Genomic DNA, 12900 nt, shown 5'->3' with positions numbered 1-12900 from the left:
TTACGCAGACAAAGCCGCTTCAAATCCAGCCAAATCACCTAGAGAAGATGTCTCTAAGCCTTTAACTATACGCTTATTAAGACCACTTAGCACTTTGCCTGGGCCACATTCAATAGTTGAGGTTACACCCAATTCAGAAAGCAACACAACAGTTTGCGTCCACAAAACAGGCTCACTTAACTGAGAAACCAAGTTTGCCTTAATCAGAGAAGGGTCAGATACCGCTTGAGCTGTAACATTCTGCACCAAAGTGTAAGAAGGCGCATTAAATACAATCGTGTCTAGCTTCTCTGCTAACTTAGTACCAGCTGGGATCATAAGCTCACAATGAGAAGGAACGCTAACAGGCAAAGGCAAGGCACGCTTAGCACCCGCTTCTTTAGCATTTACCATTGCAGCCTCAACCGCGGCAACATGACCAGCAATAACCACCTGACCAGGAGAGTTGAAATTAACAGCGCTAACAATACCCGGAGCAGACTCACATGCAGCAACCACTTTATCATCATCAAGACCGATAATAGCGGCCATTGCACCTTCACCAGCAGGAACCGCTTGCTGCATATATTCACCACGCAACTTCACAAGCTCTACCGCATCAGCGAAAGCGATTACACCAGCGCACACCAAAGCAGAATACTCACCAAGACTATGCCCAGCAACATATGCAGGTTTATCGCCTCCCTGCTGCCCCCAAAGACGCCATAGAGCTACGCTAGCCGTCAACAAAGCTGGCTGAGTCTTATCTGTCTGACTAAGCTTCTCAGCATCGTTTTGCACAAGGTCCCATAAATCATAGCCAAGAACATCAGATGCTTCGACAAAAGTTTGCTCTATTATATCGTGCTTCTCCGCTAAATCCGCCAACATTCCCAATTGCTGAGAACCCTGCCCCGGAAAAACAAAAGCTAATTTAGTGCTCATTTCACTTCCTCACTACAAAGTCGCGCTTCTATTGCAGAATATAAATCTGCACGCGCAATATCAATTCCATACTCAATCGCACCGATCATAGCAGACAAATCTGAACGACCATGACCTTTTACCAAATTGCCACGAACACCCACTAAACAAGCTCCATGTCTTCGCTCAGTTTGGTAAAAAGTCTCAAACAAGGATGATGCCCCATCCACTTTTTTAAACTTACTCATCATAAAAGACAAAAGTCCCTCAGATGCTTTCAAGACGGCATTACCAACCATGCCATCACATACAATGACGTTTTTATCGCCATCAAACAATTCTGTACCTTCCGCATAACCAAAATAATCAGGCCATTTCTTGCTCGCTAAAAGCCGATCAGTCTCTCTAATAACGGCACTACCTTTAGAGCTCTCTACCCCAACGTTCAATAAGCCTACCCTTGACTGTTCATCACTTAGTGTTTCTACATAAGCCGCACCCAGCTCAGCAAAGCCAACCAGCATAGATGGCGGACAGTGAACATTCGCACCCAAGTCTACCAAACATCGTAAAGGATTAGAGTATAGCTCTCTAATTAATGCTGGGTATAATTTCGGACGTAACACGCCCAATATATGGCGCGCTAATGCAACCATTGCCCCCGTATTTCCTAAGGTCACTACAACATCTGAAGACTGTTCAGACAATGCGTTTAGAGACTGGTAAAGCGTGCTGTTTCGGCGACGAAATAAGGACAACACTATCTCTTCGTCTCCATCAATAACATCAGAGCAAGCAATTAGAGATAAGCGTTCATGTGGCGCAGGAAGTTCCAGACCGGAATTAGGGGAATAATAAATAGTGATGACGACATCTCTATAGCGAGAAAGAATCTCCATCGCACCGTCAAATGCAATGCGGGGACCTAAGTCCCCGCCCATAGCGTCTAAAGCTACCCTGATCATGGGTATCTTAGTTACTCACCTTTAGGGGTGATAACTTGACGGCCACGGTAAAAACCATCTGCAGAAATATGGTGACGACGGTGAAGTTCACCAGTTGTCTTTTCTACAGAAAGAGTTGGACCTGTCAAAGCATCGTGTGAACGGCGCTGGCCGCGACGTGAACGAGTTACTTTACTTTTTTGTACTGCCATTTTTGGAGCTCCTAACTTTACTTGGCCTTTAATTGGGCCAATATACTAAATGGATTCGGTTTTTCGCCATCCGGTGCGTCATCGGTAGACGAGGCATACTTTACAGCTGTTGGGTTGCAACCACTTTCTTCGTGATAGGCGACAATTGGTAGCGCAAGTATAATTTCTTGCTCAACCATATCTGCCAAAATTACTTCACCATCGGTCATGACAACAGGATCGTAATTGTTTGGTAGATTCTTAGCATGATCTTCGTCATAAACGAATGCCAGCGACAAATCTATCTCCAGATCATGTGAAACAGCCCCCATACAACGTTGACAAACAACCTGTACTTGAGCGGTTAATGAACCGGTAGCAATATAGCGCCTATCCTCATCAACTCTAAAGTCTAGATGAATAAAAGCATTACCCTCATCTGAGGCTAATATAGCACAAAGCTCCTTAAATTGATTAAGGTGCAAGTACCCGTCGATCGCTTGCTCATGGCTAGCGTATTTACGAGGGTCAAAATATTTAGGTAACGTATCATTCAACATGGCGGGGGATAATATTGCTAAGGGCCCTTTTTGTCAAAGTCTAACTGCTCTTAAAGCACTTTTTTTCACTTTTTTAAGCCATTAGACACAAAAAAAAGTAAAATACCCATTCATCCCAATAAAACGATTATAAAACAATGCAAAAAAAACTCATATTAGGCTCATCTTCTCCTTATCGAAAAGCACTCTTAGAACGCCTAAAAATCCCATTTGAATGCCATTCACCTAATATTGATGAAAGCCCATTAAGTCAAGAATCCGCCATTGATTTAGTAAAACGCCTCAGCGTCGCCAAAGCCCACGCTGTTGACTTTGCTCGCCAGCAAAACACACCGAATTCAAACGACCTAATTATCACTTCCGATCAAGTTGCTGTGTTAAATGGGCAAATTTTAGGAAAACCACATACAACTGAAAACGCAATCAACCAGCTTTCTAGTTTTAGCGGCAAAAAAGTCAGCTTTTTAACTGGCCTCTGTGTTTTTAATCAGCAAGACCGCTCTTATCAATACACGTTAAACGAATACCACGTTCATTTTAGAGTGCTAACAACTGCAGAGATTACACAATACGTATCTATAGAGCAGCCTCTCGATTGCGCCGGCAGTTTTAAGTGCGAAGGTTTAGGCGTGTGCCTTTTTGAAAAAATGGAAGGCGATGACCCAAACAGCCTAATTGGACTACCACTCATATCTTTATCTAAATTACTCAGAGACATAGGGGTAAACCCTATAGGCTAATAGCAGTAGCTAATAGCCTTTTGGAAATGAAAAATAACTCGACTTTGGTGACTCTAGACCATCAATCGCTTTTAAAGCAGTCTTATATCCAAATTCAACCAATTCTTTGGCTCGCCAAAATTCATAGAAACCAGAGACATCCTTAGGTATTGATATGAGCAGATCTGGCGGATATCCAGCTAATTTATATTGAGTAAGAGATTCTTGCATCGTCTCAAACATCATATTTATAGTTTGTAATCGCCCCCAACTTTCTGGGGAATACTTTACTTTATCATCTGTTCCATCTTTATTTTTCCCAAAAAAGCCTTTAGTACTCAGCCACCAAGCAGGGCCACCCTGCTCACTTTCAGAGATATTATTTATAACTTGCTCTGCTGGCCCATTAAGATCAACGGCCACTATATAGTCCGCTCCTGCAGGTACTGAAGGAATGATAGGTAAAGGGTTCAATACCCCACCATCGACATACATTCGACCGTTAAGCGTCACAGGCAAAACCAGAGACGGTATAGCAGAGGAAGCACGCATCGAGCTTATTAAGTCGCCACGTTGAAACCAAAACTCTTTCTGATTCAATAGATCAACAGCAACCGAAGTATAAGAAATAGGTAAAGATTCAATAGTTGGCTCTCCTATCAAATCTTGAATTTTCTCGAAAAAACGATCACCTTTTACATAGCCACCGTTTAAAATAGACATATCCAATAGACGAATTACATTCATTCGATCCAAAGATTCCGCCCACTCACGATACTCAGACAGCTTTCCAGCTGCATAAACACCACCAACAATTGCCCCAATAGAGCAACCAGAGATGCTGACGATATCATATCCACGATCTTCAAAAGCCTGAATCACACCTATGTGCGCATTACCACGCGCTGCACCACTCCCTAAAACCAGAGCAACTGTTTTTTTCGTATTCACCATTACCGCCTAAGGACGAGCATAAACAAAAGATATGCGATTTACACCAAGAGATTCGCGACCAAGATCCGCTAAATTAATAAATCTTACCTTATCCTTTAATCGATCACCAAGCCCCGCCGACACAGTTGAAATAAGTTGATCACCGCTTTTAATAGCGCTTAAACCACCAGTTTTTTGACTGGTAACAAAACCAACTACATTTTGCCCAGCAGGTAAATCATTAACAAAACGGCGAATTCTAGGGATATCTTCAACATCCATTTGAGCAACAATATCAAACTCTGTATCGTTTGCCTCAGTGGATTTCACTTCATCCAAACGAACCATTACGTCACCTGCGCCTCGACGATTAATATATAAAATCTGGTAAACATCCTGATTATTCTTAACCACCAACAGAAACTGACTTTGATCCGAACCATACAAAAGGTAATCACCGAAGAAGCTATTCGCCCAAGCATTACTGCTCCCACAACTCCTACTCTCACATTCAAACAGGATACTGCGCTCGTCAGTTAACATTTGGGAACGATAATGAGCATACACATCGGATATAAGTGCATTACGGTTGATTTTATACAGCGACGAGAAGTAATCGCCCTTTAAGCGAATAACTGTTTCTGGCTCCCAACCCCTACCAGCACGCTGAATCTTGCTCAGCGGAATCTCAACGAACTGCTCAGCTAGAGAGCTACTCTTAACCAATTGCGCCTCTCGGTAGGGATCAACGCCTGCCCCAGCAAAAGAAACGCCACTAAAAGCAGCCAATAGATATATCACGCTACGAAATTTGACCATACAACCTTCCTTTCATCCTAAGCAAGGATGGGTTAACGCATTAGTTTTGATCTATAAATCGCTGAATTTCAGTCGCTACCGCAAAACAAGTATCGGGCTCAAGGTGAAAATGATGATTTCCTTCCAGCCATTTCAATTTAATCCATGGAAATTGGGACGCTCGTTTCTCAACCAATTGATGGTCGTTTTGATAAATCCCATCTTTTGCCACTAGAGCCAAAGTAGGACACTTTATCTCCTGAATAAAAGCCTTAACACTTTCTTCATCCATTCGAAAAGGAGAAGGGAATGTCAATTTCCCATCGTGACGCCACGTCCAAATACCATCGTCATTCTGCTTGGCACCACGTTCAACTAACAATCTCGAGCCGGATCTGGATAATTGAGTAAAACCTTCCATTCTAGCTGACACCATAGCTTCTTTGGTTGGATAACTGGTTTCTCTGTTTAAGCGATACTTTGCCATTTTGTTCACAGCACGCTGCAGCGTCACAACTCGACTTTCAGGAGAGCCACTTAAAGGCCCCATATTATCCAACACAATCAGACCGCGAACTTTATCTGGAGCAATCGCCGCGACCAACATAGCCACAGCGCCTCCCATGCTATGACCAATCAACCAAACACTTTGCTTGGACTGATTCAAAATGGACACAACATCCAAAACGTAATCCCACAAATGATAAAAACTGCCAGCCGGACGATGTAGCGATAGGCCATGCCCCGCAAGATCTAAGGCAATATGAGAGAAATCAGACAAGTGAGGAGATAAATGTGAGAAGCTGGCAGCATTATCAAGCCAACCATGCAATGACAACACCTTTAATGCAGAAGTATTTTTAGGCAACCATTGAAGCGCAGCAATTTCAGTATGCGCTAGCTTATAGACAATTTCATTTCCCATACTCGTTTTTTACCAACCATTAAATTCTATTAATAATTTATGATGGTGAGACACACCAACGGAATTGACAACATGCCCGCGCCAGAAACTCACCCTCAACCGCAGCAATCGTCGCTGTTGTCATAGCAAAACTAACAGGCAAAGGCTCATCAACTAGAAAGTCGACAAACTGATGTGCAAAAGGCTGATGAGTAACTAATAAGATGGATTCATAAGGCTGGTCATTCAGCCAATTCGCCACATCCATTTCGCGACCATCAGGTGTGATAAGAGAGCTATCTTTAACCTCAACAGAAACATCAAGATCCGCCAAAAAAACCTTCGCTGTTTGTTGCGCCCGTATGTAAGGGCTGACAAAAACAACATCAAACTGTTCGCCTTTACTGCGAAAAGCTCGGGCAGCCGTTTTCACTTCAGCCACCCCAAGCTCAGTTAACTCTCGACGCTCATCTTTATCATAGCCATATGGCTGAGCGTTACCATGACGCAGGACATAAAGACGCTTAGGCTTCTTCATCCGCATCTACCTGAGGCCATGGTTGAAATGGAAAAGGTTTCTCTTCTGACCCAAAAGACAAGAATGAAAAAATTTGCCCAATAAATGCTGTCATCGCTTTTAGCCAAGACGATAACATCACAGGCTCATGCTTCGAGCCCAACTTCACCAAGCTTACTAAAATAAGCAAAACACCAAATACAGTGACAGCAACGTTTAAAACGACCCAATAGATCAACATAAAAATCACACGAAACCAAAAACCCTGATCAGCATAACCTGGTTTAGACATTGTTATTCCCCTCATTTGTCGCAAATTCGACATCCCATTTTTGCTCACCAGTCATCATTGACCCGATCAATGATTCCAGCTTGGCACCTTTAAACAATAATTTAGACAAACCTTCCGCAAGCGGCATATACAAGCCGTGTTTGTTGGCTTCTTCTACCACCATCTTCAGGGTGTTCACCCCTTCTGCTACCTCTCCAATTCCACCCACAGCCTCGTTCAAATTTTGACCTGATCCGATGGCAAATCCAACACGGTAGTTTCGACTCAAAGGTGATGTACAGGTCGCAATTAAGTCCCCCATCCCCGCTAATCCAAGAAACGTCATTGGGTTAGCACCAAAATGCACGGCAAAGCGACTCATCTCAGCCAGACTTCGAGTCATAATCATCGACATTGTGTTTTCGCCAACATTTAGAGCTTTGGCAAGGCCACAGACAATGGCATAGATATTTTTTAGCGCGCCGGCCAACTCAACACCCGTACTATCAATATTCTCATAAACTCGAAAAGTCGGCGATTTCAACAATTCAATAACACGCTGACGCACATTATCATCAGCACTAGCGATGACAGACCCAGTCATTTGACCTGCTGCGATCTCCTTGGCTAAATTTGGACCGCTTAATACACCTATTTTTTGAGTAATAGGGTTTCGACGCAAAACATCACTCATAAGTTCAAATCGATTTGGATTAAACCCCTTGGTGGTGCTAATTAATATTTTATCCGCAGTCAATAAAGGTTCGATGCGCTGCACAACCTGCTCGAATGATTTAGACGGTATAGACACAAAAACGGTATCGCTATCGCGGATTGCTTGTTCCAAATTACTGGTCGCTAATAACTCGCGGTGCAATGGTGCATTTGGCAAATAGCGACTATTCAAACCTGTCAGATTAATTTCTTCAACCTGCTCTTCATTGCGCATCCACTGGCTAACTTGATGACCATTTTTTGCCATAATATTCGCCAAGGCGGTACCAAAACTACCACCACCCAATACACATACAGAATGCTTCATAATGACTGCTTCTCTTTTAAAATATCGTCAAACCATATAAAAATGCACGAAACTAAGACGAACAACTCACCTCCAGAGATTTCCCCCACTCAGGCGCCCTTTGCGCAAGAGCATCTGACTCAGGATGCTCATCAAAAGGATGAGTAAGTACGTTTAATAAACGACGGAATGGTAAGTAATCACCTTGTTCAGCAGCAAGAATCGCATCATGAGCCAAATAGTTTCTTAGTATAAATTTAGGGTTTATAGCCAACATGGAATTACCGACTTCAGACCACGCTGAACCGCCTTTCACTCGCGCAAGCTCATATCGCTCAAGCCAAGAAGACAGTTTTTCTCGATCAACAACCTCGTCGAGCAAAAGCGAATAATCCCCCTGTTCAATATGACTCAATAAACGGAAAAAGACGGTATAATCCATTTTTTCCACAGCCAATATTGAAAATAGTATCGGCAACAATTCGTGTACTTCTTGTACTGAGTTTAGACCCATTTTCTCCATCATCAATGAATCATAATGAGCCTGTAACTCTGGCTCATAAGATTGCAATATAGCAATCAGCTGATCCCTTTCCAGATGCTTGGAAAAACATCTCATCAAGCAATTAAGATTCCATAAACCAACGCCTGGCTGGCGCGAAAACGCATAACGCCCTTCATAGTCAGAATGATTGCAAACCCAATTAGGTTCATAATCTTCCATGAAGCCATAAGGGCCATAATCGATGGTTTCACCCGTGAAAGAAAAATTATCGGTATTCATCACGCCATGCTGAAAACCAATTGCCTGCCATTTAGCAATCATTCTTGCGGTACGCTTTACCACTTCGATCAACATGCTTTCTAAGGGGGCATCTGTCGCCAAGCATTCAGGATAATAATGTTTAAGGCAGTAATCGATAAGCTGTTCCAGTTCCGCCTGTTTACCCTGATAAAAAAAGTATTCAAAGTGGCCAAAGCGAATATGCCCTTGTGCCACTCTGAGCAGCATAGCGCCAGCCTCAGGCGTTTCTCGATACACCGCCTCTCGACTATCATAAAGCGCCAAAGCACGAGAAGAAGGCACCGACAACGCCGCCATCCCCTCACTGGCTAAGTATTCACGAATACAAGAACGTAAAACGGCACGACCATCGGCGCGTCGAGAATAAGGCGTTGGACCCGCGCCTTTCATATGCAAATCATACAAAAGACCATCTTCTCCACGAACCTCCCCTAGCAGCACACCACGGCCATCACCCAGCTGAGGCGAAAAACCACCAAATTGATGACCTGCGTAGACCATACTCAGGCTGGAAGGCAGAGCCTCCTCACCACTTAAAAGTCGTTTGGTTTCATTCGATTTAATATCAATAGACAGAAAGCTAGCGAGCGATTGGTTAAACTCTACCAATCGCTGCTCAAGAAGTGGCTGGATGAGAGTTTTCGAAGAAAACGCCTCACCCAAACTTGCAAAGTGGTGTTCTAAATTCATCTTATCTCACTTAAAAATTAAGCGATTTTTATAAAGATGTATCTACCATGTATTCACAGCGGATACTCTCACCGACGACTCTTTCGATTTCAGGAATCATGAAAGAATCATCTTCGCTGGCAAAGCTTACTGATTTACCCATTTCACCACCACGACCAGTACGACCAATGCGATGCACGTAATCTTCTGGATCTTCTGGTAATGAGTAATTAACCACTAGCTCTACGTTATCTACGTGAATTCCACGCCCAGCAACATCAGTAGCAACAAGTACTTGAATGGTGCCATCTTTGAAATTAGCCAAGGTTTTCACTCGTTTATCTTGTGCCACTTCGCCAGATAAAATCGCGCAATTAATATTTGCCTTGCGCAAACGCTCATACAGATCACGAGTTTCATCACGACGGTTAGCAAAAATGATAGTACGTTGTCCGCCATTTTTTTCGATCAACTGTTGCAATACCGGCCACTTCTGATCTGCTTCTACAGTATAGATGACCTGATCAATATTTTGGTTTGTCGCCTCTTTGGGCACAACAGAGACTTCTTTTGGAAAGTAGGTCCACTGTTGCGCTAGTGCCTGTATGTCTTTAGGGAAGGTCGCACTAAACAACATAGTTTGTCTTGTTTCTTTATGTGGCGTCATACGAATAATGCTTTTCACATCCGGAATAAAGCCCATGGACAGCATGCGGTCAGCCTCATCAAGCACTAAACATTCCACTTTACCCAATTGCACTTTGCGGCTACGAGCAAAGTCCAACAAACGACCAGGTGTTGCAACCAAGATATCAACATTTTCTGTTTCTAATGCAATTTTCTGTTTTTCATAGCTCAAACCGCCAACCAAAGTCACGACATTCAAATGACAATTTGAGGTTAACTTCACCGCTTCATCAGCGATCTGTATCGCCAACTCACGCGTCGGTGCGATAATCAAACCACGAGCAAAATTATTCGCTCGTTTTTCTTCCAGCGGATAATCAAGAAAATCACTAATCATTGCTATGAGAAATGCAGCCGTTTTACCCGTACCCGTTTGTGCTTGACCAATAATGTCATAACCCAAGAGCGTCATCGGTAAGGTTTCTGCCTGAATTTCACTGCAGTATTCAAACCCCATTTCAGAAATAGACTTTATCACTCGATCAGGAAGGTTTAAGTCATGGAAGCGCATCTTGCCCTCAACTTCCGCCACCGGAAAGTCTTCAATAGACCAAACTTTAGAGTTTGCATTACCTGTAGGCTTAGTATCATTGCTTGCTTGCGTATCAGCCTGAACACTTGCCGTATTATCATCTTGCTTTTTTGGACGCTTATTTGGGCGACGTGTACGTTTTGGCTTTGGTTTTGCTGTCGTTTCTTGTGGTGCTTCTTGAGTTTGGTTTTCCATATTGGAATCTATACGCTTCTATTGTGTTTTGAGGTTAATAATCTGTGCTAGGAGTGTACCTAATTGGTAAAGCTTTATCACCCCTTGCGTACCAAACTACTGATACTTATACGGTGGTAGGCTATTAATTAACTGCGACCCGTATCGTTTTGTGCGTAAGCGCTTATCTAAAATATGTATTTCACCAGAGTCTTTTTCACTTCTTAAAAGACGCCCAGTTGCCTGCACTAAACGCAGAGACGCATCCGGTATAGTAATTTCCATGAACGGATTACCACCACGCTTTTGAATCCATTCAGCGAGTGTCGCTTCAACAGGATCATCTGGCACCGCAAAAGGAATTTTGGCGATGTATACACAGGTCAAATAATCACCGGGCAGATCCACTCCTTCCGCAAAACTGGCTAAACCGAGCAGCAAACTGCCTTTCCCGTCATCAATGCGGGATTTATGGGAATCTAAAATTACACGTTTAGATTGCTCACCTTGCATCAAAAGTATTTCTTGCAGTCCAGCCGAAACAGACTGAGCCACTTCCTCCATCTGACGACGAGAAGAAAACAGCACCAAACTGCCCTTTTCTGTGTTCACATGTTCATTTAAGTAAGCAACAATCTCGGCAGTATGCTGTTCTACTCGGTTTGGCTCATGCTCCATATTCGGCACCACCAAAAGACCATTTTCTTGGAAATTAAACGGGCTTATGACACGCAGATATTCGCTTTCCCGCGGTACGCCTGAGCGCATATTAAAACGATGAAATTGATTTAGCGCTGTCAACGTTGCCGAGGTCACTACAGCACCAAAGCATTTGTCCCAAAGCTGCTGCCTTAAGGTATTGGCTGCAAGTATTGGAGATGCGCCCAGTTCAATATCTTGTTCCATTCCTTGACCGGACAAAACTAACCAGCGAGCATTTGGCGGGAAATTCTGATCATCTACTGTTGAGTAAAGTCGCCACAAGCCAACACATTGCTCCAGACGCCCCATAACAACACCCAAAATAGGCTGCCAAGTTTCCGCCGTTTCAGGCGTCACTCCCATGCCTTCATTTTGCTTCGTTTTTTTACACTCGTCTTGAATACTTTCTATATTGTTAAATAGTTTTTGATAGGACGTTTGTAGGCTATAAGCCAACTGGCGCAATTCATCTGGCACCTGACCAAATTCAAACCGATGTTGATTGTTTTCTTGATCCAAACCCAACCCCTGAATATAAGGAGCCAAGCCTTGTTGCGCATATTGGATAAAGTTAACAATACTTTGTATTTGCTGTGGGATTTTTAACAAAAGCTGGCCAGTCAAACTGACATCATCGGTTAACTCCTGCTTTAAGTTAACTAGATTTTTCTCCAGTTGACGTAACCAAGTAATACTTTGTTGTAAACGAACTTCATGACGGAAATGTCCAATAGCCTTATCAGGAAGATGATGCCCCTCATCAAAAACGTAGATAGTTTCTTTTGGTGGGGTAAGAATCGCACCACCACCCAATGACAAGTCTGCCAACACCAAATCATGGTTAGCTACAATCACATCCGCGACTTCAATCTCAGCGCGCGCTTTAAAAAACGGACAAGCGGAATAATTAGCGCAATTTCGATTAGTACACTGCTGATGATCGGTTGTTAAACGTCGCCAATCCTGGTCTCGAACAATGCCAGACCAGTTATCTTTATCACCATCCCATTCACCTTTTGACAAAGCGGCATCCATTTCTTGATAAAGAACAGTATTAACGTCATCTGAGTGAAGGTGCTGTTCAAATAGGCCCGCAAACATATCCTCCATGGCCAGCTCTTCTGATCCTAAAAAACCTTCGAGGTTATTCAAGCAAAGATAGCGGCCTCGGCCTTTAGCAAGCGTGTACTTGAACGAGAGTTCAGTATGCTCAAGCAAGTCTGGTAATTCTTTATGTAAAATCTGCTCTTGGAGTGCAACTGTCGCAGTAGAAATAATTAATTTGAGGCCACGTGCCTTAGCAATTGGTATTGCGGCAAGACAATACGACAGGGTTTTACCCGTACCCGTACCCGCCTCAATTACGGCAACATGCTTCTCTTCAAGGCGTTCGCCCTCAGAACCTTGTCTAATGTTGCCCAAGGTTCGAGCGATTGCACCAATCATCTGGCGCTGTCCAGCCCTTGGTTTATGGGACTTCGCATCCAAAGATGCTCGGTATGCAAGTTGAATCTGTTTTTTTAGTTCGTCTGAAAGCATTTATATCATTGAGTATAGTTAGGAATGCTGT

Annotated in this window: 14 protein-coding genes; 1 reads left to right on the top strand and 13 read right to left on the bottom strand. The window is 43.3% G+C overall.

Features of this window, described 5'->3' with window-relative positions; all coding sequences use genetic code 11:
• From fabD to KDW99_RS09675, 4 genes are read right to left on the bottom strand one after another with little or no spacing between them, the layout of a single operon-like run.
• Positions 1–924: an ACP S-malonyltransferase gene (gene fabD / locus KDW99_RS09690; RefSeq protein WP_255829100.1), complete on the bottom strand. Its 924-nt coding sequence runs from the start codon at positions 922–924 to the stop codon at positions 1–3.
• A complete protein-coding gene (locus KDW99_RS09685; RefSeq protein WP_255829099.1) occupies positions 921–1868 on the bottom strand; it encodes a fatty acid synthesis protein in 948 nt (315 codons plus the stop codon). Before KDW99_RS09685 ends, fabD begins: the two co-directional genes overlap by 4 nt.
• 11 nt (positions 1869–1879) lie before the next feature.
• Positions 1880–2059: a 50S ribosomal protein L32 gene (rpmF, locus tag KDW99_RS09680; protein ID WP_072839128.1), complete on the bottom strand. Its 180-nt coding sequence runs from the start codon at positions 2057–2059 to the stop codon at positions 1880–1882.
• Positions 2060–2076: 17 nt separating this feature from the next.
• Positions 2077–2598, bottom strand: a complete 522-nt coding sequence (locus KDW99_RS09675) for a YceD family protein (protein WP_255829098.1) — start codon at positions 2596–2598, stop codon at positions 2077–2079.
• 137 nt (positions 2599–2735) lie between these two features.
• Between KDW99_RS09675 and KDW99_RS09670 the strand changes: the two genes are divergently transcribed.
• Positions 2736–3338: a Maf family protein gene (locus KDW99_RS09670; protein ID WP_255829097.1), complete on the top strand. Its 603-nt coding sequence runs from the start codon at positions 2736–2738 to the stop codon at positions 3336–3338.
• 9 nt (positions 3339–3347) lie between these two features.
• Here KDW99_RS09670 and KDW99_RS09665 read toward each other — a convergent pair whose 3' ends face one another.
• The 9 genes from KDW99_RS09665 to dinG all read right to left on the bottom strand — a co-directional run bounded on the left by KDW99_RS09665 (position 3348) and on the right by dinG (position 12869).
• Positions 3348–4271: a patatin-like phospholipase family protein gene (locus KDW99_RS09665; protein ID WP_370646890.1), complete on the bottom strand. Its 924-nt coding sequence runs from the start codon at positions 4269–4271 to the stop codon at positions 3348–3350.
• A gap of 6 nt (positions 4272–4277) precedes the next feature.
• On the bottom strand, positions 4278–5069 hold the full coding sequence (locus KDW99_RS09660; RefSeq protein WP_255829095.1) for a DUF4892 domain-containing protein: 792 nt from the start codon (positions 5067–5069) through the stop codon (positions 4278–4280).
• 40 nt (positions 5070–5109) lie between these two features.
• Positions 5110–5973: an alpha/beta fold hydrolase gene (locus tag KDW99_RS09655; RefSeq protein WP_255829094.1), complete on the bottom strand. Its 864-nt coding sequence runs from the start codon at positions 5971–5973 to the stop codon at positions 5110–5112.
• A gap of 37 nt (positions 5974–6010) precedes the next feature.
• A complete protein-coding gene (gene sixA, locus KDW99_RS09650) occupies positions 6011–6490 on the bottom strand; it encodes a phosphohistidine phosphatase SixA (protein ID WP_255829093.1) in 480 nt (159 codons plus the stop codon).
• Positions 6477–6761 (bottom strand): DUF4389 domain-containing protein, encoded by a 285-nt coding sequence (locus KDW99_RS09645; RefSeq protein WP_255829092.1) that lies wholly within the window; start codon positions 6759–6761, stop codon positions 6477–6479. The genes sixA and KDW99_RS09645 overlap by 14 nt, the downstream gene beginning before the upstream one ends.
• The gene (locus KDW99_RS09640; RefSeq protein WP_255829091.1) at positions 6754–7782 is read right to left on the bottom strand and encodes an NAD(P)H-dependent glycerol-3-phosphate dehydrogenase; all 1029 of its coding nucleotides are present in this window, start codon (positions 7780–7782) and stop codon (positions 6754–6756) included. The genes KDW99_RS09645 and KDW99_RS09640 overlap by 8 nt, the downstream gene beginning before the upstream one ends.
• Positions 7783–7834: 52 nt before the next feature.
• The gene (locus tag KDW99_RS09635) at positions 7835–9256 is read right to left on the bottom strand and encodes a protein adenylyltransferase SelO (RefSeq protein WP_255829089.1); all 1422 of its coding nucleotides are present in this window, start codon (positions 9254–9256) and stop codon (positions 7835–7837) included.
• Positions 9257–9284: 28 nt separating this feature from the next.
• Positions 9285–10649 carry a DEAD/DEAH box helicase gene (locus tag KDW99_RS09630; RefSeq protein WP_255829088.1) on the bottom strand — a complete coding sequence of 455 codons (1365 nt, stop codon included), beginning with the start codon at positions 10647–10649 and terminating at the stop codon, positions 9285–9287.
• Positions 10650–10745: 96 nt separating this feature from the next.
• Positions 10746–12869 (bottom strand): ATP-dependent DNA helicase DinG, encoded by a 2124-nt coding sequence (gene dinG / locus KDW99_RS09625; RefSeq protein WP_255829087.1) that lies wholly within the window; start codon positions 12867–12869, stop codon positions 10746–10748.
• Positions 12870–12900: the final 31 nt, after the last annotated feature.

This window comes from Marinomonas rhizomae, from assembly GCF_024397855.1.
GTDB classification, from domain to species: Bacteria; Pseudomonadota; Gammaproteobacteria; order Pseudomonadales; family Marinomonadaceae; genus Marinomonas; species Marinomonas rhizomae_A.
This window is presented reverse-complemented; position numbering and strand designations above follow the sequence as displayed.